This is a genomic window from Sphingomonas sp. Leaf10 (assembly GCF_001421245.1).
Lineage (GTDB): Bacteria > Pseudomonadota > Alphaproteobacteria > Sphingomonadales > Sphingomonadaceae > Sphingomonas.
This window is the reverse complement of sequence record NZ_LMKE01000001.1, coordinates 204,046-228,835: the sequence shown is the minus strand read 5'-3', so window position 1 is coordinate 228,835 and position 24,790 is coordinate 204,046. Positions and strand designations below refer to the sequence as shown.

Genomic DNA, 24,790 nt, shown 5'->3' with positions numbered 1-24,790 from the left:
TGTTTTCCTTATGGATTGCCTTGCTGAGCGGGAGTCCTGCCATGGGTGACCCACCACCCGCCGGCCAGCAGCCGGCGGCCCGGCCCTTTGGTTTCGATGCTTCGCCGCGCGCCGGAAACTGTGGGGTGCCGGCGGTCGAGTCCGGAAAGCCGGTGCCGGAACGCTTGTTGCTGGCGGCGCGGGACACCCCGAACCTCGTCCGTATCCTGCTGTCGACGGACCGCACGACGATGGACTTCCGGCCGGATCGTTTGACGATTATCATCGACGGGAACGGCGTGGTGCTGTCGACACGCTGCGGCTGAACATGATGGCGGCGCAAGGGATCGAATGTCGATAGCGGGGAACGATCCATCCACCGTGTTCCTGGTCGAAGACGACGATGCGATGCGCGACGCGATCGAGGCGTTGTTGCAGATGTGCGGTCATGACGTTCGCAGCTATGCCAATGGTGCCGCCTTCCTGTCCGTCATCGATACGGTGCGAACCGGGTGCATCGTCATGGACGTCCGGATGCCGCAGGTCGACGGACTGGCATTTCAACGGCACATGGTCGAGGCGAACATCACCCTGCCGATCATCTTCATGTCGGGCTATGCCGATGTCGCGCTCAGCGTCACCGTCATGCGACAGGGTGCCTTCACCTTCCTGACCAAGCCGTTTCGCGATCAGGACCTGCTCGACGCCGTCAGCGACGCCCTGCGCTTCGAACGCGATACCCGCGCTCACCGCTGGGAGGGAGTGGCTGCGCGCGACGCCTATGCCACGCTGACCCTGCGGGAGCGGCAGATCATGGCGGACATGACCCATGGCGAACCGAACAAGCTGATCGCCGCGCGGCTGGGGTTGAGCGAGGCGATGATCAAGGTGATCCGGGCCGCGATCATGCGCAAGATGAATGCGACCTCGCTGCCCCACCTTACCCGCCTTGCCGAGCGTCACCGGCTCGAATGATCGCTGCGCCCGCGATGATGCCCGATCGCTGGACGATCGCCGCGTTGGCGGTGATCGGGGTGCAGCTGCTCGCGGCTCCCATGACCGAACCCTATGTCGACACGATCTCGGCGGGGATGGCGGTACTTGCTATCCTGTGCGCGCTGCGGACCGCCCAACTGACTCCGCCGATCGGCAGCGCCGATCGCCGGCGGTGGCAGGCGGGTACGCTGGCATGGAGTTTGTGGGCGGCGCAGTGGGTCGCAAACGCCGTGCAGGATTCGCTCTTGTCCGGCGACCAGCTCTTGGCGAAGGGGCTGTCGGAATTGCGGCTGGCGGCACTGATCGTCGCGCTGGCGCCGCTGGCGGCACAGGGCGACGATCGCCGGCTGCGCTGGATCGATACGCTGTTCGCGGTGGTGTTCGCGCTGCTGATGACGCTGTTGTCATGGCCCGACCTGCTCGATCCCGAACCCGGTGGTCCGGACAAGACGTTCCTGTACCTCGGCTATATCGCCATGGCGGTGTTCGCGGGATTGAGCGTCCTCGGCCAGTCCGCACGGCCGCTGCGACGCATGTCGCTGGCGTTGTTCGTGACACTGGCGAGCTATGCGGTCGTCGGTATTTCCACGCGCGAGCTGATCGAACGCGGCTGGCTGGGCATGGACGCCCCGATCTTCGCTTATGGGGATCTGCCCTTCGTCGCCTATCTCTACCTGATCGGGCGGCCCCTCACCCGGGTTGGGATCGGTCCTGTCGCGACCTCGCGAACGGGGGTGCTGCTGTCGCGTCTGGTGCCGCTGGCGCTGACCATCCTGATCGTCGCACTGGCGTTTCTGGTCGCCTACAGCATGCGCGACGTCGCGCTCGCCGCCGGCATCGTCGCGCTGGTGATACTGGTCGCCTATGCCGCCCGCACCGCACTGACCGAGGCGCTGCACGATGCCGACCGGCAGGCGGCGCTGGATCGCGAACAGGCACGCTCGGCCGGCCTGACCGATCTGATGCACGAACTGCGATCGCCGCTGGGATCGATGGCGATCAATGCGTCGATCCTGCGCCGGGTCGGCGATACGATCCCCGCCGCCGGCCGCGCGGCGGGCGCGATCGAAAGCAGTTGCATGACGATCTCGCGCCTGCTCGACGACGTGCTGGCGCTCGAACGGCTGGAGGCCGGGCTGCTGCCCTCCTCCCCTGCCCGTCACGATGTCGCCACGCTGCTGCGCGACGTCGTGACGACCTTGTCGGCGGAGGCGGAGGAATATGGTGTCGTGCTGGACGCCCGGGTCGAACCGGTCGCTGCGGTGATCGACGCCACGGCGTTGCAGCGCGTCGTGCTGAACCTTGTCAACAACGCCTTGCGCTTCACGCCGCGCGGCGGGCGGGTCGAGGTCACGTTGGAACGGCGGGACGGGCGCATCGTCGTGACCGTGGCCGATACCGGCACCGGCCTCGACCCGGCGGTCCGCGATCAGCCCTTCCGCCGCTTTTCCAGCGTGGCGCGCCCGTTGAACGGGCGACGGGGTTCGGGGCTGGGACTGGCAATCTGCGACGCGCTGGTCCGGTCGATGGGGGGCAGCATCGCCGTCGATCCGTCGTCCAACATCGGGACGACGTTCCGCATCATCCTCCCCGATGCGTTATACTGAAGTCTAATCGGGTTAGACCACGGCACCGGTTGCATTGGTAACCATATCGACCGCATCATCGCCGTCAGCCGGGGAACGCCTGACAAGGGGGTGATCCACCGGGAAGCGCAACGTCAGGTATTTTCTCTTCGTCCCGCACGCCGTGCGCGGAGGACCCGTCGACGCGCGCCAATGAACCAGGAAAGGACCCGCCGCCATGACCTTCACCACGCGCCCGACGATCGACGTCTCCGCCGATCCGCTGGCCGGTATGCGGATCGGCGACGCTCCCGCCCGTCCGGTAAAGCTCGGACAGGCGCCCCATGTCTCGGTCGGCTTCACCGACGACCTGCAGTCCCTGCCGGGACAGAAGTCGGGAATGGGTGGCGGCTGGGCGCCGGGCGGGTTCGAGCCGTCCTTCGCCGGTGCCGCCGTGCCGCAGTACAGCGCGGGATCGGGCATCGGCGCACTGAACCTGCGCGCCGGCGCGAACCAGCGCAAGATCGCCGCCGCCATCGAGGACGAGATCGCCGCCAAGCAATGGCATCTCGGCTATCTCGGCGACATGGTGAAGCTGTGGCAGGACTATGACGGCACCGGCGTCAGCTTCGGTGTCTATGACTCCGGCATCGACAAGCGCGTCGCCGACGTGAACGCACACTACGACGCCACGAAAGAGGTCGTCGTCGGCGGCAGGAAGTATAATGGCGACTATACCCCGATCTCGGGACCGCACGGCACCGCTGTCGCCGGGCTGATCGCCGCCGCGCGCGATGGCGAGAACACGATCGGCGTGGCGTATAATGCCAGCGTCACCGGCGTGAACATCTTCGACCCCTATTCGGGCGGCGGGCGCAAGCAGGGCATCTACGTAAACGCGTCCAACAACGCCGTGTTTTTCGAAGCGGTAAACCAGTTCGGCAAGTTCGACGTGGTGAACAACAGCTGGGGGCCGGGCGAGCCGAGCCACGGCCCGAACGACAACCGCCTGTACGAAGGGTCGTTCGCCTATGGTATGTCGCTGGCCTATGAAAAGGCGGCAGCCGAAGGACGCGGCGGCCTGGGCACCGTCGTCGTCAATGCCGCCGGCAATTACGGCATGGTCATCAACAACGCCAATCTGCTGTTCGGTGTCGACGGATCGGTCGACTCCGCCAGCACCGACCGCCATATCATCGCCGTCGGTGCCTATCGCCAGATCGACGGCAGCGCATCCTCCTATTCGACGCGCGGCGCGCATCTGCTGATCAGCGCGCCGTCGAGCGACTATGCCGAGCTGGACGGCAGCGGCATCTGGGCCGCCGATCTGAAGGGTAAGGAAGGCTACAACACGCTGGACGATCCGAGCGGCGCGCTCGACTATACCGACAGTTTCGGCGGCACGTCGGCGGCGGCACCGATCCTCAGCGGCGTCGTCGGGCTGATGCTAGATGCCAATGCCGGCCTCGGCTGGCGCGACGTGAAGGACATTCTGGCGGCATCGGCAGCGATGCCGGTCAAGTTCGAAACCGGGCAGACCTCGCTCGAATATAACGGCAACACCTATTATCTGAACGAGGACCGGTTCCGCCTGACCGGCGACGGCAGCGCCGCGCGCGTCAATGGTGGCGGCTATCACTTCAGCACCGATTACGGCTACGGCGCGGTCGACGCGTTCAGCGCGGTGCGCATGGCCGAAGTATGGTCGCTGTTCGGCCCGGCCAAGACGTCCGCCAACGAAAAGACGATCTCGGCGGGCAGCGCCTACAACCGCGTGATCCCCGACTCCCGTTACAGCGGCGCCAACACGCTGACGACGCCGACGTCGTTCGCGATCAACGTCCGGCAGGGTGTGGATATCGAGCATCTCGACCTGAAATTCACCTACACGACGCAAGCGAATGGTTTCGACGACTACGACTATTCGGCATCGTTTCGCATCACCGTCAAATCGCCCGACGGAACCAGTTACAAGGTGTCGCTGGCCGGTCTGGGCAGCGCCTATGGCGAAAACAATACGCTAATCACCGAAGCAATCGGATTGGCCGGTTTCCGGGGTGAATCCTCGCTCGGCAAATGGACGATCACCTTCGAGGATATCGCACCCGGCGGCGTATCGATCCTGAAGGACCTTCGCCTTGAATTTTCCGGCAGCGAACTGACGACCAACAACGTCTATCACTATACGCAGGAATTCCTGACGATGGCCGCGATCAAGGGGCAGTCGGCACGTACCCAGATCGACGACAAGAATGGCGGCGAGGACTGGCTGAACATGGCCGCGATCACCGACAAGATCGAATTGAACCTGTCGGGCGGTGCGATTTATTTCGGCGATCCGGGATTTGGCGACAAGCCGGGCACGATGACGCTGATGAACGTCAACATCGAGAATGTGATCGCCGGCGACGGCGCCGATCGCCTGATCGGCAGCGCGGTGGCGAACAAGATGTACGGCATGCGCGGCAATGACTGGATCAGCGGCATGGATGGCGACGACTGGATCAGCGGTGGCCAAGGCGACGACTATCTCGACGGCGGCAACGGGCGTGACACCTTCTTCTTCAGCATGGCCGAGCGGACCGGACAGGACCGCATCACCAACTTCACGGCCGAGGACCGGCTGGCGTTCGATGCCAAGCTGGCCGATGCGAACAACGATGGAAAGATCGAGCTGAAGGTCTACGAAAAGTTCGGCGTCGAAAGCGTCCTGCGGCTCGACAACGTGACCGCCGGCGACCGGATCAGCTTCGACAGCAAGATCACCGCAATCTACCTGATCGAACAGAAGGACGGCATCTATTATTACGGGCTGACCAAGGCAAAGGCCGCCAGCGCGGGAAGTTCGACCGTCGACGTCCATTCGGTGCCGTTCGCCGATTTCGGCGGTTCCGACACGAAGCCGGTATTCTGGACCGACAGCTTCGGCGCGGACCAGCACGGCCTGTTCGGGCAGTAACGCACTACAAGCAAGGCCATGTCGGGCGACATGGCCTTCGCTTTCCAAATACTGCGAAACCATCGACCGGACGCTGGCGACCTCAGCCATTCCCGATACGCCGCTGCGCGATTTCCAAACCGCCCCGCCTGTTCCACGACATGCGCATATAACGAAAACTGCTTTCGAAATTCCCCCGGTCCTTAAGTCATCGGTAACGACCCCGGCGATAACGCGTCCACCATGCCGTCGCGAACGGCATTTGGGGGATGGACGGTCGAATCCGTCGCGTCATTTGGGGAAGAATTTCCGGTGCAATTGTTTACTTCGGCGTTTGCCACCCTGCGTTGCGGGATCTCGACTGCTGCCTTGCTGACCGCAACGGCGTTCCCCGCCGACGCGCAGGAAGCACTGCCGACACCCGTCGCCACCACGGCCGAACCGACGTCGCTGGCGGATGTCGCGACCGAAGCCGCGACCGGTCAGGGTCCGGCGACGCCGGCGGCCTCCGCCGATGCCGGCCAGCCCGGCGTGATCGTCGTAACCGGCACGCTGTTCCGCGATTCGAACGCCAGTTCGATCTCGCCGGTGACCGTGCTGACCTCGGAAACGCTGGAGCGTGCGAACATCACCACGGTGCAGGACGCGATCCGGTCGGTCTCGGCCGACAGCGCCGGATCGATCTCCACCGGCTTCCGCAACGGTTTTTCGGCCGGTGGTGCCGCCGTGTCGCTGCGCGGCCTTGGCGTGTCGTCGACCGTCGTGCTGATCGACGGGCTGCGTTCCGCCAATTTCCCGCTGAACGATGACGGGCACAACGCCTATGTCGACCTGAATTCGATCCCGTTCAGCACGATCGACCGGGTCGAGGTGCTGAAGGACGGCGCATCGTCGACCTATGGCGCGGACGCGATCGGCGGCGTCGTTAACCTCATCAGCAAGAAGCAGTTCCAGGGCGTCGAAGGCTCGGCCCAGGGCGGCACCACCGAACAGGGCGACGGTGCGCGCTATCGCGCCACGCTGACCGCCGGCTATGGCGACTACAAGGCGCAGGGTTTCAACTTCTACCTGAACGGTGAATATACGTCCGACGCGTACATCACCAACAACTCGCGCGGCTATCCCTTCAACACGCTCGATCTGCGGCCGAGCGGCCTGGCCGATCGCAACCGTAACGACGATTCGCTGACCGCACAGAACCCGCAGGCAGTCGTTACCCGCGTCAGCCAGAGCGACCTGAACAATCCGCTGTCCGGCAAGGTCGGCGCCCCGCTGACCAACCAGTATCAGCTGCTCAATCCCGGTTCCTGCCCGTTCGGCACCTATACGGTGAACACGACCGCAGCACAGGGCACCGGCTGCGCCCACAACATTCCCGACGAATATTCGATCATCCAGCCGCGACAGGAACGCTATTCGACCACCGGTCGCCTCAGCGTGCGGATCAGCGACAATCTGGAAGCGTTCGCCAGCGGCAGCTATTCGCATTCCGAAGTCGACATCAAGGGCACGCCCGCCGGCATTCGCCAGACCCAGCCGTTCGGCGCGTCGGCGGCGGTCGCCTCCAGCAGCCCGGGCATCGTCCTGCCGGTCTATGTCTGCTCCACCGGCGTCAACTGCGCCACGGCGGCCGACCGCCGGTTGAACCCGAACAACCCCTACGCCGCCGCTTTCGCGAACAACCCCGGTCAGGGCGCGGCGCGCATCTATTATCTGTTCGGCGACATCCCGGCGAACAGCCATCGCTATGTCGACGTGTTCCGCACCACCGCCGGCATTTCCGGCGATCTGGGGGCCGGGTTCAAGTTCCGTCTGAACGGTGTCTATGCCCGCGACAATTTCAGCGTCACGCAGCGCGGGTTCCTGAACATTCAGGGCCTGCTGAACGCGATCAACACCGGCAGCTATAATTTCGTCAATCCGCAGCAGAATACGGCGGCGGTGCGTGACCAGATCTCGCCCGATCGCACCACGGCGTCCTATTCGACGGTCGCGACAATCGGCGGTTCGCTGCTGAAATCGGTCATGCCGCTGGCCGGTGGCGACCTGAATGTCGGCGCGGGCTTCCAGGTCCGTCGTGAGACGTTGATGAACCGCAACCAGAACCGCGACCTCAGCTATTACGCCCTGAACACCTCGTCGGCACGCGGCGCGCAGACCGTGACCGCCGGCTTCTTCGAAATCGACGCGCCGTTCCTGCGGGAAATCGACATCAACGTGTCCGGGCGCTACGATAATTATTCGCAGGGCTATAGCCGCTTCTCGCCAAAGGTCGGCATGAAGTTCATGCCCGTCGACCAGTTCTCGCTGCGGGCGACCTATTCGAAGGGCTTCCGCGCGCCGACCTTCGCGGAAAACAACCCGGCCAGCAGCTATTCGGGCTTCCTGCCCTTCACGCCGCCGGCCAGCTTCGTCGCCGCTCATCCGGGCAACCCCGCCTATACCAACACGTACAACATCGGCAGCGGCGCGATCGGCAACCCGGACATCCTGCCCGAAGTTTCGCGCAGCTTTTCTGCGGGCATGATCTTCAAGCCGGTCCGCTGGTTCAACCTGACCGTCGACTATTACAACATCAAGAAGACGAACCTGATCGTCAGCGGCCCGCTGCGCGCCGAAGCGATTGCCGCCTATTACGGGCAGAACAACGTGACGGCTGCCTGTGCCGCCCTTGCGGCGGTGGGCACGGGTTATCGGTGCAACGTCATCGATGCGCCCGACCCCGACAACCCCAACGCCCTGCCCCGCCTGCTCGTGTTCGACGCGCCCTATGTCAACGCGAACTATCAGGTCAGCTCGGGCGTCGACATCCAGGCCAATCTGAACGTGCCGGTGACGGACGACGTGCGCCTGATCAGCCGGCTCGATTTGACCCAGGTCATCAATCTCGACCTGGTGACGCCGGGGGGCATCGTGCAGAAATATGCGGGTACGCTGGGGCCGTACCAGCTGTCGTCGGGCGGTGGCACGCCGCGCACCCGTGGCAACTGGCAGAATTCGGTGGAAGTCGGCAATTTCGCGCTTACCGCGACGACCTATTATGTCGGCCGGATCAAGCAGGTCGCGGCGGACGACATCACGCCGGTCAACGGGGTGATCGACCTGTCGTGCAAGAATGCGTTGACGGCGCAATGCTATATCCGGCCGTTCATCTACGCCGACCTGAACGCTGCGGTGCAGGTGAACGATCAGTTCCGCTTCTTCGTCAACGTCCAGAACGTGACCAACACCCGCGCGCCGCTTGCCTCCGGCGCCTATACCAGCAATCCGAACTATCTGAGCAGCTGGCATTATGCCGGCCTGGTCGGTCGTGCGTTCAGCGCGGGGGCGAACTTCAGCTTCTGACGCTGAACCGCCGATCGGACACGCGCCGGGACGATCCCTGTATCGTCCCGGCGTTGCTGTCATCGGCCGGCGCCGGTGCGTTGCGCCGACGTGTCGCCCATGCCACAACCGCGTCGATCCCGCGTTACCGGAGGTTCGATGCGTTCGCTGTTACTTGCCCCATGCCTGACCCTCGCCGCATCGGCGCTCGCCCAGACGGCTCCCTCCCCGGTTTCGGTCGAGACGGTCAAGGAAGCGACCCGCGTCCTGTCGTCGGACGCGTTCGAGGGGCGCGCGCCGGGTACGCCGGGTGAAGAGAAGACGCTCGCCTATCTGGCCGAGCAATTCGCCAAGGCGGGGCTGAAACCGGGCAACAAGGGCAGCTGGTTCCAGGACGTACCGCTGGTCGAAATCACCAGTCGCAACGTGTCGCCGCTGACCTTCACCGGCGCGGGCAGTCCGATCGCGCTTAACTATGGTCCGGACATGGTCGTCGCGACCTATCAGGTGACGCCGAAATCGGTCGTCGCCAACAGCGACGTGGTGTTCGTCGGTTACGGCATCAATGCGCCTGAAAAGGGATGGAACGACTATGCCGGCACCGACGTGCGCGGCAAGACGGTGCTGATCCTGGTCAACGACCCCGATTATGCCAGCCCGACGCTGACCGGACCGTTCGGTGGCAAGGCCATGACCTATTACGGGCGCTGGACCTACAAGTTCGAGGAAGCGGCGCGACAGGGTGCGGCGGCCGCCATCATCATCCACGACACGGTGCCCGCCGCCTATGGCTGGAACGTCGTCCAGTCGAGCTGGACCGGCCCGCAGCAGGTGGCCGATGCCGCCAACGACCATATGGACCAGAGCAAGGCGATTGGCTGGATGCAGTTGTCCGCCGCCAAGCGACTGATCGCGGCCTCCGGCAGGAATTACGACCAGCTGGCCGCCGCCGCGCGGACAAAGGGCTTTCGCGCGGTGCCACTGACCGGGGTCAAGGCGAGCGTGTCGTTCGACAATCAGGTGCGTCGGCACGCGTCCAAGAATGTGATCGGCATCCTGCCCGGCACCAAACGTCCCGACGAAGTGGTGTTGTTCACCGGCCACTGGGATCATCTTGGCCGATGCGAGGCCGCGAGCGACGGCGACGACATCTGCAACGGCGCCATCGACAACGCGACCGGCACCGCCGCGCTGATCGGACTGGCGCAGGCCAATGCGAAGGCTGGCGCGACCGAACGCAGCCAGGTCTATCTGGCGGTGACCGGCGAGGAATCGGGGCTGCTCGGTTCGGCCTATTATGGTGACAACCCGGTCTATCCGCTCGCCAAGACGGTCGGCGGGATCAACATGGACGCGCTGTCGGTCGCCGGACCGGCGCGCAACGTGGTGGTCGTCGGCAAGGGCAAGTCGGAACTCGATGCCTATCTGAACCGTGCACTCGCCGCGCAGGGCCGGGTGGCGGAGGCCGATCCCAGCCCGCAAAATGGCTATTACTACCGCTCCGACCATTTCAGCCTCGCCAAGCACGGCGTGCCGATGCTGTATGTGGATTCGGGCGACGATCTGGTCGAGGGCGGCAAGGCGGCCGGAGAGGCGGCGGCAAAGGACTATACCGAGAAGCGCTATCACGGCCCCAAGGACGAATATGATCCGAACTGGAACTGGGCCGGCGTCGCTCAGGACCTGAACCTGTTCTATTCGGTCGGGCGCGAACTGGCGAATACGACCGCATGGCCCAACTGGGTTGCAGGTGACGAATTCCGCGCCATTCGCGATCGCAGTCGCGCCGCGAAATGACGGCGGTCGCGACACGCTGATCGGAGGTAAGCGCCAACAGGAGGTTGGAGAGGCTGCCGCGTCCGATTGCAGCTATTGTCGTTCGGCAAGGGAGCATCGCGCGCTTCCCGGCGTTCCGCTTGCGCAACGACCAATTCCGGCGCTCCGCCGGACGAAAACTATAAGGTAGTACGGCATGGCGATTGTTCGGCGGCGCGTCGAATCCGGTGGATTCATCCTGTTCCTCGCGCTGGTGACCATCGGGTTGACGCTGGTCGTATCGAGCTTTGCCGGTGCCCTGTTGTGGGCGGCGCTGGCGGCTCTGCTGTTCCAGCCATTGTTCCAGCGGCTGCTGCGGTGGCGGCCGGGGCAGCGCAATCTGGTCGCGGCGCTGACGCTGCTCATCATCACCGTTGCGGTGGTAATCCCGGCGCTTGTCATCGCCAGCATGGTCGTGGAGCAGGCTGCGGGCGTCTATACCCAGTTGCGCACCGGGCAGATCAACTTCGCCACCTATTTCGAACAGGTGCACAGCGCCCTGCCCCTGCGCATGCAGCACGCGATCGACAGTGCCGGTTTCGGCAGTTTCGAACGCGCACAGTCCCGCATCTCGCAGGCGATCGGTGCCAGCGCCAGCGTGCTCGCCCGCAGCGCGCTGTCGATCGGTGCCAATGCCGCCGCGTTCCTGCTCGCGTTCGGCGTGGGGTTGTATGTCACTTATTTCTTGCTGCGCGACGGCGAACGCCTCGGCCCGGCGGTGGTCCGCTCGCTGCCGCTCGAGCGCGACGTGGCGTGGCGGCTTGCCAACAAGTTCACGGCCGTCGTCCGTGCGACGATCAAGGGATCCGGCGTCGTCGCGCTGGTGCAGGGGGCGCTGGGGGCGATCACCTTCTGGATCGTCGGCCTTCCCGCCGCGCTGCTGTGGGGCGTAGTAATGGCGATCGCGGCGCTCCTTCCGGCGATAGGGCCGGCGATCATCTGGACGCCGGTCGCCATCTATTTGCTGGCGACGGGTGCAATCTGGCAGGGTGTGGTCGTGATCGCGTCGGGCGTGCTGGTGATCGGACTGGCCGACAATATCCTGCGGCCGCTGCTGGTCGGGCGTGACACCGGCATTCCCGACTGGCTGGTGTTGGTGACGACCCTTGGCGGTATCGACTTGATGGGGCTGAGCGGTATCGTCGTCGGGCCGCTGGCCGGGGCGCTGTTCATCACCGCATGGAGCATCCTGACCGAACAGCGCGCCGGGCAGGATGTGGGCGATAAAGAGAAATCAACGGCATAGCTTGTAACGACGGTCGGGTCCGGTCATCCTGCGACGATCGTTGCCGGAGAGAACATCATGGAAATCGGCCGTCGCGAACTGATCCTCACCGCCGCCGCCCTGTCGATCGCACCCGGTTGTGCATCGTTCGGCCAATCCGACCGCAAACGCGGCTACGCCATCGTCGGACTGGGCGGATATGGGCTGGGGCGGATCATCCCCGAATTCAAACACTGCGAACACAGCCGCCTAGTTGCCGTGGTCAGTGGCGACCGGGCGAAGGCCGAGCGGGTGGCGAAGGAGCATGGCCTTTCCGCCAACGCCATCTACTCCTATGGCAATTACGATCGCATCCGCGACAATCCGGACATCGACATCGTCTATGTCTGCCTGCCCAATTCGATGCATGCCGAATATTCGATCCGCGCGTCGCAGGCGGGCAAGCACGTGCTGTGCGAAAAGCCCATGGCGATATCGGTCGCCGAATGCGAGGCGATGATCGCCGCCGCGCGCAAGGCAAACCGCAAGTTGATGATCGGCTATCGCAGCCATTTCGAACTGCATAACCGCGAGGCGATACGGCTGGCCCGGACCGGTGCCGTCGGCCGGACGCGCTATGTCCGGTCCGAACACGGCTTCAATTTCGGCGATCCCAATGCGTGGCGGCTGAAGCGTGCGCTGTCGGGTGGTGGGTCGCTGATGGATATCGGCATCTATGCGTTGCAGGCGGTGCGCTATATGACCGGCGAGGAACCTCTCACGGTCACCGCGCGCGAGTCGACCGATCGTCGCGATCCGCGCTTTCGGGAAGTGGAGGACATGATCGACTTCACGCTCGATTTCCCGTCGGGCGCGATCGGCAGTTGTCAGTCGATGTACAGCGCCAACCGCAACCAGATCATGCTGATGGGCGAGAAGGGCCGGATCGAGCTGGAACCGGCGACCAGCTATAGCGGGCAGCGGCTATGGGTCGGCGGCGATCGCGAGCGGCAGGTGACGCCGCCACCGGGTTCGGGCAAGAACCAGTTCGCGGCACAACTCGATCACCTGTCGGAATGCGCGATCAGCGGACGCGAACCGATCGTGTCGGGTGAGGAGGGGTTGCGCGACATGCGGATCATCGAAGCGATCTATCGATCCGCCCGCGAGGGACGGACGATCCGGCTGGGGCCGCAAGCATGATGCTCGCGGCGCTGGCGCTGCTGATTGCGGGACAAGCGGCGGACCGAACCAGCTTTGCGACCAGCGCCGAGATCGCGGCGGAGGTCGAGGCGATGGGCAAGGCGATGAAGCCCGATCAGGGCTTTGCGTGGAAGCCGGTGGTCCGCGATGGTGATCGGGTCGCGGCACTGGAATACTGGAAGGCGCCGGGACGTCCGGCAGTCCATCCCGATCAGGCCGAATATGCGATCGTCATTGCCGGCGAAGGCACGCTGCGGTCGGGCGGCACGATGGTCGGCGGCCGGCAAACCCAACCGGGCCTTATCGAAGGCGACCGCATCGATGGCGCGACCGAGCGACGGTTGCGTCCGGGCGACGTAATGCTGATCCCGGCGGGCGTGCCGCACTGGTTCGGGATTACCGGCGACCGGCTGGTGCTGCTGGGCACCAAACTCTTGGCGAAATGAGCGGGCAGGAACCCCTGCCCGCTCATGACGATCAGAACTTCACGCCGGCACGGGCGTAAAGATACCGCCCGTTGAAGCCGAATGGCGAGAAGCTGGAATAGGGAATGAAATAATTGTTGATCGCCGTCGCGCCGAGGATCGGGTTGCGCGTCGGATAGACGTCGAACAGGTTGTTCGCGCCGATCGCCAGTTCGAACTGCCCCGGCGTTGCGCGGATTTCGACGTCGGTCAGCCACTTCGGCGTCAGTTCGACGTCGGTCGCCGCTGCACCGCCCGGCGACAGCGTGTTGCCGAACCGGTTGGTCCGCGCGGTCACGCCGAAAATGCCCTGCGACCAATCGAGGCCGGCATTGATCTTCGAGCGCGGCTGACCTTCGGTAAGACGCAGCGATTCCTGCCGCCCGAACAGGGTGACACCCGGGATCGCCGACAGCGTCGAACGGTCGGTGATGTCGGTCTGGTTATAGTTGTAACCGGCGGTCAACGTGACGCTGCCGATGCCGAGATCCGGCACTCGGTAGGTACCGACGACCTCGACGCCCTGTGTCCGGGTGTCGATTCCGTTGATGAAGAAGCGAGCCGAGGTGATGTCCTGTATCCCCGCACCGCGCAGCACGGCGACGACCGCCGCGCCTTGCAGATTTTCGGACAGGATGATCCGGTCGTTGATCTTGATGTTGTAATAATCGGCGGTCAGCGTCAGCCCACGCAGCGGCGTGAGGGTCAGGCCGCCGCCAATATTGACCGACTTTTCCGCCTCCAACTGGCGCGAACCCAACGCACGCGCGACCGGATCACCGACGCGGAAGGTGCCGATCTCGACCAGCGTGCCGCCGATATTCTGCGTGGAGAAGGACGAGAAGAATTGCTGCGCGAGGCTCGGCGCGCGGAAGCCGGTCGAGATCGACCCACGCACCGCCGCCCATTCGACCGGCGCGAAGCGCGCGGCGAGCTTGCCGTTCACCGTATCGCCGAAATCGCTGTAATGTTCGTACCGGCCGGCGGCGACGACGTTGAACGCGTCACTGACCTTGCCGTCCAGTTCGACATAGCCGGCAAAGCTGTCGCGCGAGGTGTCGACGGCAGTAGTCGGCGAGAAGCCGGGGAAGCCCTGCGCCCCGGCGGCGGCGCCATTGCTGAACGCGAACGGTCCAGCGGCATAGCTTTGCAGTTCGCCGGCGACGATCTTGTAATTCTCGTTGCGATATTCGCCGCCCAGCGCCAGCGACAATTGCGACAGGAAACCGACCGCGATGTCGCGTTGCAGGTCGAGGTTTACCGTCTGCTGGCCGAAGCGCGTGCCGCCGGCATTGAACGCCCGCTGCGATTGCGGTCCGAACGACGCGTTATAGCTGTTCTCGATCCGGAAATCGAAGCTGTTGGTGCCGTACACATAGGACAGGTCATAGTTGAACCCGGCAATGTCGCCCTTCACGCCCAGCGCACCGGAAAAATCCTCCATCTGGCTGGTGATGAGCGGCAGGAAGCCATCGGCGTAGAATGGGGTGCAGACCGTGCCGGTGAAGGTGCAGTTGCGCAGATCCTGGATGTTGCTGTTGGTGTCGCGACCAGACGCGCGGCGATAGAAGGCGGCGCTTTCGCCGTCGCGGACGCCGTAGCTGCCGAAGATATAGAGTTCCGACGTCGCGCCGATATCGACCCCGCCGTTCAGGAAGAAGTTGAAATCGGTGGTCTTCGCATCGCCATAGCGGTGATTGACGCGGTCGTAGCTGAACTCGCGCGGGTCGACGCCGCCGGTCGAGAGCAGCGGATAGTTGCGGCGCGGGTCATAGCCCGCACGATTGGTCGGCTCGCGGTCGCGATATTCGCCGGTCAGGTTCAGATAGGCGGTCTCGCCCATCGGCAGGCCCATGTTCGCGGCGAACGTGACGGTCCGACCGTCGCGCACCTGACGATCGCGCCCGGTTTCCTCAAGGACATAGGTGCCGTCGGCGCGGACCTGCGGCTGCCCGTTCGCCTGCCGGGCGACACCCGATACTTCGGCCACGCCCTCCATTTGCGAAACGTATTTGCCATAGGTCATCGTCGCCCGACCGCCCTCGCGGCGCTTGAGCTGCACGTTGATGACGCCCGCGATCGCATCCGAACCATATTGCGACGACGCCCCATCGCGCAGCACGTCAATCCGCTCGATCGCAAGACTGGGGATGGTGTTCAGGTCGACCGCCGACGAGCCGCGCCCGACCGATCCGTTGGCATTCAGCAGCGAAGTGGTATGACGACGCTTGCCGTTGACGAGCACCAGTGTCTGATCGGGCGACAGGCCGCGCAGCGTCGCCGGACGAACGACATCGGTGCCATCGGTGATCGACGGTTGTGGGAAGTTGAACGACGGGACCAGCTGGTTCAGCAGCTTGTTGGTTTCGGTATAACCGGCATTGACCAGCGTATCCCCGGTGATGACGTCGACCGGTACCGGACTTTCGGCAACGGTGCGGCCCTGCGCACGGGTGCCGACCACGACGATCTCCTCACCCGCAGGTACGTCCGCGGCGGGCGGCGGCGCGTCCGCAACCTGCGCGAAGGCCGGCATGGCGGTGAGCGCCGTCGACAGCATGAGTGCGGTGAAAACCGGTTTACGCATGAAAATCTCCCCGAAACCGCCCCTTAGGGCTGGTCGTTGCGCAACCTTGTTCGGGCGGGACATATTCTGGCGCAACCCTACGTCATATAGCGTAACACGATTGTCACGCCCCTGTTGCCGCGCCGCAACATCGGTTTCGTAGGCGAATCGTCTGTTCGGCATTGACAGAGGCAACCCGCTTGCCTAGTCACAATCCACTTGCCGCGTGGGGTATCTCCGCGCGGACATATGCATTTGGGAAAGAAGCAAGGGCCATGTTCGCAATCGTGCGCACGGGCGGCAAGCAGTATCGCGTTGCCGCAGGAGACAAGATCGTCGTCGAAAAGCTCGATGGCGAAGCTGGCAGCAACGTGACGCTCGGCGACGTGCTCCTTGCCGGCGAAGGTTCGGAACTGAAGTCGGTCGAAGGGCTGACGGTTTCGGCGGAAATCATCGCGCAGGCGAAGGGCGAGAAGGTCATCGTCTTCAAGAAGCGCCGCCGGCACAACTACCGTCGCAAGAACGGTCATCGCCAACAGCACACCATCCTGAAGATCACCGCGATCGGCGATAGCCACGCCGACGAAACCGCCGCCGCCTGAGCGAATACGAGGAGTTTGAACCATGGCACATAAAAAAGCAGGCGGCTCGTCGCGCAACGGTCGTGACTCGGCCGGCCGTCGCCTTGGCGTGAAGAAGTTCGGTGGCCAGGAAGTGGTCGCGGGCAACATCATTGTGCGTCAGCGCGGCACTAAGTTCTACCCGGGCGTAAACGTCGGTATGGGCAAGGACCACACCCTGTTCGCATTGGTTGATGGCCGCGTGGCGTTCAAGGAAGGCAAGCTCGGCCGCAAGTTTGCGTATGTCGAAATGCAGGCGCAGGCCGCAGAATAACGGGCTACCACACGGGTCGCCCACCAAGGTAACCCGGGTTCCGGCGACGGAACCAGCCAACAAGAGGGAGGCGGGTCACCCCGGCTCCCTTTTTTAATGCTCTCTCCGGCCCCTGCCCGCCCCGCAAGCGGAGGCGCGGCGCATTGGAGAGATGCTGATGTTCGACCGTACCGAACGCCTGACGCTGCGCCCCGGCTGGATCGAGGACGCGCCCGCGTTGCTTGCAGCGATGGGGCATGAGTCGGTTATCCGGAACCTGTCGCGGGCGCCTTGGCCGTACACGCTGGCCGATGCCGAAGCATTCATTGCCGGCTGGCAGGGCGATCCCGGTCCCACCTTCCTGATTTTCGCGCATGACAATGGACGCTGCGACTTGGTCGGCGGGATCGGCATCGGCCCGCTTGGCGATGTCCCGCATATGATGGGCTATTGGCTGACGCCCTCGGCATGGGGGCGTGGCTATGCAGTCGAGGCGGGGCGCGCCGCGCTGGACGTTGCCGCGACGCTGGGTATCGGGCGGGTCGTCGCTGGCCACTACATCGACAATCCAGCATCGGGCGCCGTGCTCCGGCGACTAGGCTTCGTAGCCACCGGCACGCGCAGTTCGATCCATTCGCGCGGTCGGGGCATGGAGGTCGAGACGATCGACTATGCGATCGACCTGACCGATCGGCGTCAGGATCGACGACTGGCGGCCTGATGCGCGCGGAACGCAGGCGCCGTCCGGCTGGTTGATGCCGCACGGCGCTGCTGCCGCACGAGAGGACGCCCGCGATGATCGATCCCGACACGCCCGAACAGGAAGAAATGGAAGAGGTACAGGAAGAAGCCGCCGAGGAACGTAAGGAAGAAGGCGGCTACCAGTAATCGTTCGATCGGGGTGCGGCGCTATGCCCGCCCCGATCAACCCTCCAGCAAGTCGAGATAGCCGACCACATCGTTGCTGGTCTGCAGATACAAGCCGGCCTGTATCTCCGCCGGTTCGCAGGCCGCCGCGGCCATCGCTTCAGCCAACGTGCCGTACAGGATGGTCATCGCGACGCCGCCTTCATCGTCGAGATGATAGAGGCGAACCGCCGCTTCTTCCGATACCGTCCGCATCACCGCTCCATGCGCCGACGCTACCGGCCGCGCAAGGCGGTCAGACGCGGGCCAGCCGCGCCGCTTCGAACTCACTGTCGACAAGGCCGATCAATGCGCGATCATCATGGTTCCACGGATGGAAGCCGGGCAGGAAGAAGGCGAGATACATGCCTAGCACCTTGCGCGCCATGCCCGGCCGGCCGAAGGCATAGGCGAACAGCCGCCATTTCAGACGCGCACCCCGGAACCCGTCCTGCGCTAACAGGTCGAGCATACCCGCCGTCCGTCCGCGAAAAAATTTGCCGGTGACGATCAGCATCACCAGCGCCTTCACCCGCCAGCGTTTGAACCGAGGCCAGTGGCGCGTCGCATGCAGCCAGGTGTCGTAGGCGACGCCCTTGTGCTCGATCTCCTCGATCGCGTGCCAGCGCCACAGATCGGCCGCGGCCTGGTCGCCACCCGCCAGATGTGCCGGATTGGCGATCAGTTCGTGCGCAAGGATCGCGGTGAAATGTTCGAGGCACATCGTCGCCGCCAGATTGGCGATCGGCGGACGCCCCTTCGTGATCGACAGTTCGTGATCGATCCGCGCGTCGAGACGCGACGTATCATAACCCTGATCGGTGACGTGGCGATTGAACGCCACATGCTCGCGGGTATGGATCGCCTCCTGCTTCACGAACGCCCGGATTTCGGCGGCGAGGCGCGGCGGCACGTCGTCGCGATACTGGCGGACGCTGTCGATGAAGAACCCCTCCCCCTTCGGAAAGGTGACCGACAGCGCGTTGTAGAAGGCGGTGGCGATCGGATCGTCGTTCAGCCACCACCGGCGATAAGCGCCGTCGCGCCCGAAGCGCAGGTCGCGCGGCGTGATCGTCAGGTCGGCGGGAGTCTTTGCTTTCGCCACGGTTCTGCTCCAACTGATGTCATGCCAGATGTCGTCTACTTACACATATGTCAATAGCTCGCCGTCGCCTCTCACCCGAAGCGTCGCGCGACGCTGCGCTCGATGCCGCGCGTGACCTGTTGATCGAAGCCGGACCGCAGGCGGTAACGCTGAAGGCGGTCGCGACGCGGATCGGGCGGACGCATGCCAATCTACTGCACCATTTCGGATCGGCGTCGGGGCTGCAGAAGGCGCTGGCCGAACGGATGGCGACCACGATCACCGCGACGATCGGTGCGGCGGTGCTTCGTGCCCGCGACGGCGACCACGATCCGCGCGAGGTGGTCGACCTGACGTTTGATGCCTTCGATCGCGAGGGTGCGGGCGCGCTGGCAAGCTGGATGATCCTGTCGGGCAACGACGATGCGCTCGACCCGATCCTCGATGCGATCCACGCGCTGGTCGACCGGCTGGGCAGCGAACAGTCGCTGAGCGGCATGCCATTGGCCGAGGAGACGCTGCAACTGGTGCTGATGGCGCTGGGGGATGCGCTGCTTGGGGGCGCGATGGCGAAGGCGCTCCGGCTACCGCGCAACAAGGCACGCGAGTTGGCGGTGCGCAGTTTGATGGCCGTGCGGGCGGAAACATGATCCCGATCCGGCCGGCGACGCGCGACGATGACGATGCGATCGCTAACATCATCATGCCGATCGTGCGAGCCGGCGAAACCTATGCGCTCGATCGCGACATGACGCAGGAACAGGTGCTCGCCTTCTGGCACGCGCCGGGCAACAGCGTATTCGTCGCCGAGGTCGGGGGACACGTGCTCGGCAGCTATTTCTGCCGTGCAAACAAGGCGGGCGGCGGACGGCATGTCGCCAATTGCGGCTATGCGACGCACGCCTCTGCAACCGGGCGCGGCATTGCGCGGGCCATGGCCGAACATTCGTTCGAGCATGCGCGGGCGGCGGGGTTTCGGGCGATGCAGTATAATTTCGTCATCGCCAGCAACGACCGCGCCGTGCGGCTGTGGCTGTCGCTGGGGTTCGAACAGGTCGGGCGCCTGCCCGGTGCGTTCGATCATCCGACGCTGGGTGAGGTCGATGCGCTGGTGCTGTACCGGCGACTCTGACCGTAGCCCCTTTCCCCTTGCGGCGACTCCGACTAAGCGGACGTCATGCATTTTCTCGATCAAGCCAAGATCTTCGTCCGGTCGGGCGGGGGCGGCCCCGGCGCCGTCAGCTTCCGCCGTGAGAAGTTCATGGAATATGGCGGCCCCGACGGCGGCAATGGCGGCAAGGGCGGCGACATCATCTTCGAAGCGGTCCCCGGCCTCAACACGCTCATCGATTTTCGCTACACCCAGCATTTCCGCGCCCCGCGTGGGTCGGGCGGATCAGGCGCGAACCGGACCGGTCCCGGCGGACGCGATCTGATCATCCGCGTGCCGGTGGGCACGCAAGTACTGTCGGAGGACAAGGAAACCGTCCTCGCCGACTTCACCCGCCCCGGCCAGCGCGAGGTATTCCTGCGCGGCGGCGACGGCGGGCGCGGCAACGCCAGCTACAAGACCTCGACCAACCGCGCGCCGCGCCAGCACGGCACCGGCTGGCCGGGCGACGAGGCTTGGGTGTGGCTGCGCCTCAAGCTGCTGGCCGATGCCGGGCTGGTCGGGCTGCCCAATGCCGGCAAATCGACCTTTATCAACGCGGTGACCAACGCGAATGCGAAGGTCGGCGACTATGCGTTCACCACCACCCGGCCGCAGCTGGGTGTGGTGAGCCATAAGCAGCGGGAGTTCGTGATCGCCGACATTCCCGGGCTTATCGAGGGTGCGGCGGAAGGGGCCGGGATCGGCGACCGCTTCCTGGGGCATATCGAGCGCTGCCGGGTGCTGCTGCACCTGATCGACAGCCATGCCGACGATCCGGTCGCGGCCTATCGCATCGTGCGCGGCGAGTTGGAAAACTACGGCGCCGACCTGGCCGAGAAGCCCGAGGTGATCGCGCTGAACAAGGCCGATCTGCTCGACGAGGAACTGACCGAGGCATTGATCGCCGAACTGGAAGCGGAAAGCGGTGCCAAGGTGCTGCCGCTGTCGGGCGCGACCGGACAGGGGCTGGAAGCGGTGCTCGACCGGCTGATCGAGGCGATCGGCCCGGGCGAGATGCACGCCCAGGACACCGGCGACGACGAGGAACCGCGTGAATGGTCGCCGATCTGACATCCTCCCCTCCCAACGCCGGGGAGGATCGCTTTTCGCCGCAAAACTGTCCGCGCCTTGTCGTGAAGGTCGGATCGGCGCTGCTGGTCGCGCCGGATGGGCAGGCACGTCGGTACTGGCTCGCATCGCTGGTCGCCGACATTGCCGAACGCGTTGCCGCCGGGCAGCAAATCGTCATCGTATCGTCGGGCGCGATTGCGCTTGGCGCACGGCGGCTTGGGCTTGCGAAAGGCGGTCGCGCCAGTCTTGAGGACGCACAGGCAGCGGCCGCGACCGGACAAATCGCGCTTTCCAGCATCTGGGCCGAACTCCTCGCCAGTCACGGCCTGACCGCCGCGCAATTGCTGGTGACGCTGGACGATCTGGAGGATCGCCGTCGTTACCTGAACGTTTCGGCTACGCTTGGACGGTTGCTGACGCTGGGCGTGGTGCCGGTCGTCAACGAGAATGACAGCGTCGCGACCGAGGAGATCCGGTTCGGCGACAATGATCGCCTCGCCGCCCGCGTCGGTGCAGCGGCTCGGGCGAACGGCGTCGTGCTGCTGTCCGACATCGATGGGCTGTACGATTCGAACCCGCACAGCAACCCGGACGCAAAGCTGATCCCGCACGTCTCGCAGATCGATGCCGCAATCATGGGCATGGCCGATGCGAAATCCTCGTCGGGCATGGGGTCGGGCGGGATGGTGTCGAAGGTCGAAGCGGCACGGATCGCGACCGCCGCCGGCGCCAACCTTGCCATTGCCAGCGGACGGATCGACCATCCGCTCGCGCGGTTCGGTGCGACTGGGCACGGCACCGTCTTCGCGACCGCCGGCAATGCGCCGGCGCGCAAGGCGTGGCTGTCGGGTGGGCTGACCGATCGTGGCGCAATCCGCATCGATGTCGGTGCGGCGAAGGCGCTCGCCACCGGACGCAGCCTGCTCGCAGCGGGCGCAATCGGCGTCGAGGGCGAGTTCGTTCGCGGCGACCTGATCCGCATCGTCGATGCCGGCGGTCGCACGATGGCGCGCGGGCTGGTCGAATATGACGCCAGCGAAGTCGCACGCATCGTGGGGCGACGCAGCGACGAACTGGCCAACCTGCTCGGCTACGCTCCCCGTTCGGCGCTGGTCCATCGCAACCACATGGCGCTGCTGTGAGGACGATGGCGCTGACCGGCGGCACCGGCTTTGTCGGGCGCCGCGTGATCGCGCAGGCGGTGGGTCAGGGCTGGCACGTCCGGGCGCTGACCCGTCGCGCCCAGCCGGCCGAGCCGAATGTCAGTTGGGTACGCGGTGCGCTCGACAAGGCCGACAGCCTGACCGAACTGGTGGCGCAGGCCGATGTTGTCGTACATGTCGCGGGCGTTGTGAATGCGCCCGATATGGCAGGTTTCACCGCTGGCAACGTTACCGGCACCCGCGCGATGCTCGATGCGGCATTGGCTGGCGGCGTACGGCGCTTCGTCCATGTTTCGTCGCTATCGGCACGCGAGCCGCAGCTTTCGACCTATGGCGCATCGAAGCGTGCCGGTGAGGATCTGGTCGCGGCCAGCGATCTCGACTGGACGATCGTGCGGCCGAGCGGGGTGTATGGGGCGGGCGATACCGAGATGCGAGACATGTTCCGCATGGCGCAGATGGGGCTGGCGCTGCTGCCGCCGCCGGGCAAGGTCGCGCTGGTCGCGGTCGACGATCTGGCGCGGTTGCTGCTGGCGTTGGCCGACAATGAAGGTCCGCGGACGATCCTGGAGGTCGATGACGGCAATCCGATGAGCCATGCCGAACTCGCCCGATTGATCGGCGATGCCGTCGGGCAGCGGGTTTTGCCGATGCATCTGCCGGCCAAGCTGTTGCGGATCGGCGCGAAGCTCGACCGGACGTTTCGCGGTACTGCGGCCAAGCTGACCGAGGATCGCGCCCGCTATCTGGCGCATCCCGACTGGACCGCCGACCCTGCGCGTCGTCCCGATCGCCGCTTGTGGGAACCCCGTATTGCCACCGCCCGTGGCCTCGCCGACACCGCGGCATGGTATCGTGCGCACGGTCTGCTATAGGCCCGCGCAAACAAGCATATTGGAAAGACCCGCATGAGCGACCGTGCAGCCACCCTCGAAACCATCACCGGCCTGATCGAACCGTTCAACAAGAAGGGCGTCGCGCTGACCGAGGCGACGACCTTTGCCGGCGATCTCGAATGGGACAGCCTGACCGTGATGGATTTCGTCGCGGCGGTGGAGGACGAATTCGACATCGTCATCACCATGAACATGCAGGCCGATATCGAAACCGTCGGCCAACTTGCCGACGCCGTCGAAAAGCTCAAGACCGCTTGACCGCCCTGCCCGGCACCGAAAGACCGAACCGATGACCGAAGCCGCCGCCACCGCCCACGCCCCGTCCGACTCGCCCGAACCGGTAGCGCCCGAACGAGACCTGTTCAGCAAGTTCGATCCGCTGATCGCCGAGCGCGAGGCGCTGCTCGCGACCGGGGTGCGTGATCCCTTCGCGATCGTGATGGACAAGGTGACGTCGCCAACCCAGGCGGTGATCCGGGGCAAGGACACGATCCTGCTCGGCACCTACAACTATATGGGCATGACCTTCGACCCCGACGTGATCGCCGCGGGCAAAAAGGCGTTCGACGACTTCGGATCGGGCACGACCGGCAGCCGGGTGCTGAACGGAACGTACGACCCGCATAAGGATTGCGAAGCGGCGCTGCGCGAATTCTATGGCACCGACCATGCCATGGTGTTCTCGACCGGCTATCAGGCGAACCTCGGCATCATCTCGACGCTGGCGGGCAAGGGCGAGTATATCATCCTCGACGCCGACAGCCATGCGTCGATCTATGACGGCTGCGCGCTCGGCAATGCCGAGATCGTGCGCTTCCGTCACAATTCGGTCGAGGACCTGGATCGGCGGCTGGGGCGCCTGCCGAAGGAGCCTGGCAAGCTCGTCGTATTGGAGGGCGTCTATTCTATGCTCGGCGACATCGCGCCGCTGCCCGAAATGGTCGCGGTCGCGAAGAAGCATGGGTGCATGGTGCTGGTCGACGAAGCGCATGGCATGGGCTTTTTCGGACCCAATGGTCGCGGCGTGTACGAGGAACAGGGCGTCGAGAAGGACGTAGATTTCGTCGTCGGCACTTTCTCGAAATCGGTCGGAACGGTCGGCGGTTTCTGCGTGTCGAACCATCCGAAGTTCGACGTGATGCGGTTGGTATGCCGGCCCTATGTCTTCACCGCGTCGTTGCCGCCTTCGGTCGTGGCAACCGCCGCGACCTCGATCCGCAAGCTGATGCATGCCGGCGACAAGCGCGCGCATCTGTGGCGCAACTCGAAGCGGCTGCACGGCGGCCTCAAGGAGATGGGCTTCAAGCTCGGCACCGATACGCCGCAATCGGCGATCATCGCCGTGATCTTGGAGGATCAGCAGCAAGCCGTGCTGATGTGGCAGGCGCTGTTGGAAGGCGGCCTGTACGTCAACATGGCCCGCCCGCCCGCGACGCCGGCGGGAACGTTTCTGCTGCGCTGCTCGCTGTGTGCCGAGCATAGCGCCGAGCAGGTCGAGACGATCTTGGGCATGTTCGAAGCGGCCGGCAAGGCGGTAGGAGTGATCTAAGCTCCTCCCCGCTCCGCAGGATGGTGGAGGGGGGAGTCCGC

At 64.8% G+C, this 24,790-nt stretch carries 22 protein-coding genes; 19 read left to right on the top strand and 3 right to left on the bottom strand.

The genetic code is table 11. The features are described 5' to 3' along the window. The first annotated feature begins 41 nt into the window (after positions 1-41). The 9 genes from ASE59_RS19405 to ASE59_RS01075 all read left to right on the top strand — a co-directional run bounded on the left by ASE59_RS19405 (position 42) and on the right by ASE59_RS01075 (position 13,470). Positions 42-305: an I78 family peptidase inhibitor gene (locus ASE59_RS19405; protein WP_056451084.1), complete on the top strand. Its 264-nt coding sequence runs from the start codon at positions 42-44 to the stop codon at positions 303-305. A gap of 55 nt (positions 306-360) precedes the next feature. Next, on the top strand, positions 361-954 hold the full coding sequence (locus ASE59_RS01110; RefSeq protein ID WP_162235256.1) for a response regulator transcription factor: 594 nt from the start codon (positions 361-363) through the stop codon (positions 952-954). Then, a complete protein-coding gene (locus ASE59_RS01105) occupies positions 951-2,582 on the top strand; it encodes a sensor histidine kinase (RefSeq protein ID WP_056451078.1) in 1,632 nt (543 codons plus the stop codon). Before ASE59_RS01110 ends, ASE59_RS01105 begins: the two co-directional genes overlap by 4 nt. Positions 2,583-2,778: 196 nt before the next feature. Beyond that, entirely contained in the window at positions 2,779-5,499 is a 2,721-nt protein-coding gene (locus ASE59_RS01100; RefSeq protein WP_056451075.1) for a S8 family serine peptidase, read from the top strand. Positions 5,500-5,847: 348 nt separating this feature from the next. Then, the gene (locus tag ASE59_RS01095; protein ID WP_235515595.1) at positions 5,848-8,823 is read left to right on the top strand and encodes a TonB-dependent receptor domain-containing protein; all 2,976 of its coding nucleotides are present in this window, start codon (positions 5,848-5,850) and stop codon (positions 8,821-8,823) included. Positions 8,824-8,961: 138 nt separating this feature from the next. Then, on the top strand, positions 8,962-10,599 hold the full coding sequence (locus ASE59_RS01090) for a M28 family peptidase (protein WP_056451072.1): 1,638 nt from the start codon (positions 8,962-8,964) through the stop codon (positions 10,597-10,599). 175 nt (positions 10,600-10,774) lie between these two features. Next, complete coding sequence (locus tag ASE59_RS01085) at positions 10,775-11,863, top strand: AI-2E family transporter (RefSeq protein ID WP_056451069.1); 1,089 nt, start codon at positions 10,775-10,777, stop codon at positions 11,861-11,863. Between the two features lie 57 nt (positions 11,864-11,920). Continuing rightward, a complete protein-coding gene (locus tag ASE59_RS01080; RefSeq protein WP_056451068.1) occupies positions 11,921-13,024 on the top strand; it encodes a Gfo/Idh/MocA family protein in 1,104 nt (367 codons plus the stop codon). Further along, the gene (locus tag ASE59_RS01075; RefSeq protein ID WP_200913136.1) at positions 13,021-13,470 is read left to right on the top strand and encodes a cupin domain-containing protein; all 450 of its coding nucleotides are present in this window, start codon (positions 13,021-13,023) and stop codon (positions 13,468-13,470) included. Before ASE59_RS01080 ends, ASE59_RS01075 begins: the two co-directional genes overlap by 4 nt. 31 nt (positions 13,471-13,501) lie before the next feature. On the opposite strand, the gene ASE59_RS01070 is transcribed toward ASE59_RS01075, so the two are convergent. Then, complete coding sequence (locus ASE59_RS01070) at positions 13,502-16,075, bottom strand: TonB-dependent receptor plug domain-containing protein (protein ID WP_082457999.1); 2,574 nt, start codon at positions 16,073-16,075, stop codon at positions 13,502-13,504. A gap of 254 nt (positions 16,076-16,329) precedes the next feature. Here ASE59_RS01070 and rplU point away from each other — a divergent pair, with 254 nt between their 5' ends. The 3 genes from rplU (at position 16,330) to ASE59_RS01055 (ending at position 17,648) form a co-directional block, all read left to right on the top strand. Next, positions 16,330-16,656 carry a 50S ribosomal protein L21 gene (gene rplU, locus ASE59_RS01065; RefSeq protein WP_056451066.1) on the top strand — a complete coding sequence of 109 codons (327 nt, stop codon included), beginning with the start codon at positions 16,330-16,332 and terminating at the stop codon, positions 16,654-16,656. A 22-nt stretch (positions 16,657-16,678) separates the two neighbouring features. Further along, positions 16,679-16,948, top strand: coding sequence for a 50S ribosomal protein L27 (rpmA, locus tag ASE59_RS01060; RefSeq protein ID WP_055755412.1), 270 nt, complete (start codon positions 16,679-16,681; stop codon positions 16,946-16,948). A gap of 157 nt (positions 16,949-17,105) precedes the next feature. After that, positions 17,106-17,648 carry a GNAT family N-acetyltransferase gene (locus ASE59_RS01055; protein WP_200913135.1) on the top strand — a complete coding sequence of 181 codons (543 nt, stop codon included), beginning with the start codon at positions 17,106-17,108 and terminating at the stop codon, positions 17,646-17,648. Positions 17,649-17,851: 203 nt separating this feature from the next. Here the strand turns inward: ASE59_RS01055 and ASE59_RS01050 are convergent, their stop codons facing one another. Both ASE59_RS01050 and ASE59_RS01045 read right to left on the bottom strand, forming a co-directional pair. Continuing rightward, complete coding sequence (locus ASE59_RS01050; protein WP_056451063.1) at positions 17,852-18,049, bottom strand: hypothetical protein; 198 nt, start codon at positions 18,047-18,049, stop codon at positions 17,852-17,854. A 40-nt stretch (positions 18,050-18,089) separates the two neighbouring features. Next, positions 18,090-18,938: a metal-dependent hydrolase gene (locus ASE59_RS01045; protein WP_056451061.1), complete on the bottom strand. Its 849-nt coding sequence runs from the start codon at positions 18,936-18,938 to the stop codon at positions 18,090-18,092. Positions 18,939-18,985: 47 nt separating this feature from the next. Here ASE59_RS01045 and ASE59_RS01040 point away from each other — a divergent pair, with 47 nt between their 5' ends. Genes ASE59_RS01040 through spt form a run of 7 tightly spaced genes read left to right on the top strand, consistent with a single transcriptional unit; the run spans position 18,986 to position 24,749 of the window. Further along, entirely contained in the window at positions 18,986-19,567 is a 582-nt protein-coding gene (locus ASE59_RS01040; protein WP_056451059.1) for a TetR/AcrR family transcriptional regulator, read from the top strand. Beyond that, entirely contained in the window at positions 19,564-20,049 is a 486-nt protein-coding gene (locus ASE59_RS01035; protein WP_200913134.1) for a GNAT family N-acetyltransferase, read from the top strand. Before ASE59_RS01040 ends, ASE59_RS01035 begins: the two co-directional genes overlap by 4 nt. Positions 20,050-20,094: 45 nt before the next feature. Continuing rightward, entirely contained in the window at positions 20,095-21,141 is a 1,047-nt protein-coding gene (gene obgE / locus ASE59_RS01030) for a GTPase ObgE (protein ID WP_056451056.1), read from the top strand. After that, complete coding sequence (proB, locus tag ASE59_RS01025) at positions 21,126-22,283, top strand: glutamate 5-kinase (protein WP_056451053.1); 1,158 nt, start codon at positions 21,126-21,128, stop codon at positions 22,281-22,283. Before obgE ends, proB begins: the two co-directional genes overlap by 16 nt. A gap of 5 nt (positions 22,284-22,288) precedes the next feature. Next, positions 22,289-23,179: an NAD-dependent epimerase/dehydratase family protein gene (locus ASE59_RS01020; RefSeq protein WP_056451050.1), complete on the top strand. Its 891-nt coding sequence runs from the start codon at positions 22,289-22,291 to the stop codon at positions 23,177-23,179. Positions 23,180-23,212: 33 nt separating this feature from the next. Then, entirely contained in the window at positions 23,213-23,458 is a 246-nt protein-coding gene (locus tag ASE59_RS01015; RefSeq protein ID WP_056451047.1) for an acyl carrier protein, read from the top strand. 31 nt (positions 23,459-23,489) lie between these two features. Then, complete coding sequence (gene spt, locus ASE59_RS01010) at positions 23,490-24,749, top strand: serine palmitoyltransferase (RefSeq protein WP_082457998.1); 1,260 nt, start codon at positions 23,490-23,492, stop codon at positions 24,747-24,749. Positions 24,750-24,790 lie beyond the last annotated feature (41 nt).

What these genes read in the sequence shown, in the direction of transcription:
- ASE59_RS19405 (WP_056451084.1), top strand. Translation starts at nt 42, where the DNA reads ATGGGTGACCCACCACCCGCCGGCCAGCAGCCGGCGGCCCGGCCCTTT.
- ASE59_RS01105 (WP_056451078.1), top strand. Translation starts at nt 951, where the DNA reads ATGATCGCTGCGCCCGCGATGATGCCCGATCGCTGGACGATCGCCGCG.
- ASE59_RS01100 (WP_056451075.1), top strand. Translation starts at nt 2,779, where the DNA reads ATGACCTTCACCACGCGCCCGACGATCGACGTCTCCGCCGATCCGCTG.
- ASE59_RS01090 (WP_056451072.1), top strand. Translation starts at nt 8,962, where the DNA reads ATGCGTTCGCTGTTACTTGCCCCATGCCTGACCCTCGCCGCATCGGCG.
- ASE59_RS01085 (WP_056451069.1), top strand. Translation starts at nt 10,775, where the DNA reads ATGGCGATTGTTCGGCGGCGCGTCGAATCCGGTGGATTCATCCTGTTC.
- ASE59_RS01080 (WP_056451068.1), top strand. Translation starts at nt 11,921, where the DNA reads ATGGAAATCGGCCGTCGCGAACTGATCCTCACCGCCGCCGCCCTGTCG.
- ASE59_RS01075 (WP_200913136.1), top strand. Translation starts at nt 13,021, where the DNA reads ATGATGCTCGCGGCGCTGGCGCTGCTGATTGCGGGACAAGCGGCGGAC.
- ASE59_RS01070 (WP_082457999.1), bottom strand. Translation starts at nt 16,075, where the DNA reads ATGCGTAAACCGGTTTTCACCGCACTCATGCTGTCGACGGCGCTCACC.
- rplU (WP_056451066.1), top strand. Translation starts at nt 16,330, where the DNA reads ATGTTCGCAATCGTGCGCACGGGCGGCAAGCAGTATCGCGTTGCCGCA.
- rpmA (WP_055755412.1), top strand. Translation starts at nt 16,679, where the DNA reads ATGGCACATAAAAAAGCAGGCGGCTCGTCGCGCAACGGTCGTGACTCG.
- ASE59_RS01055 (WP_200913135.1), top strand. Translation starts at nt 17,106, where the DNA reads ATGTTCGACCGTACCGAACGCCTGACGCTGCGCCCCGGCTGGATCGAG.
- ASE59_RS01050 (WP_056451063.1), bottom strand. Translation starts at nt 18,049, where the DNA reads ATGCGGACGGTATCGGAAGAAGCGGCGGTTCGCCTCTATCATCTCGAC.
- ASE59_RS01040 (WP_056451059.1), top strand. Translation starts at nt 18,986, where the DNA reads ATGTCAATAGCTCGCCGTCGCCTCTCACCCGAAGCGTCGCGCGACGCT.
- ASE59_RS01035 (WP_200913134.1), top strand. Translation starts at nt 19,564, where the DNA reads ATGATCCCGATCCGGCCGGCGACGCGCGACGATGACGATGCGATCGCT.
- obgE (WP_056451056.1), top strand. Translation starts at nt 20,095, where the DNA reads ATGCATTTTCTCGATCAAGCCAAGATCTTCGTCCGGTCGGGCGGGGGC.
- proB (WP_056451053.1), top strand. Translation starts at nt 21,126, where the DNA reads ATGGTCGCCGATCTGACATCCTCCCCTCCCAACGCCGGGGAGGATCGC.
- ASE59_RS01020 (WP_056451050.1), top strand. Translation starts at nt 22,289, where the DNA reads ATGGCGCTGACCGGCGGCACCGGCTTTGTCGGGCGCCGCGTGATCGCG.
- ASE59_RS01015 (WP_056451047.1), top strand. Translation starts at nt 23,213, where the DNA reads ATGAGCGACCGTGCAGCCACCCTCGAAACCATCACCGGCCTGATCGAA.
- spt (WP_082457998.1), top strand. Translation starts at nt 23,490, where the DNA reads ATGACCGAAGCCGCCGCCACCGCCCACGCCCCGTCCGACTCGCCCGAA.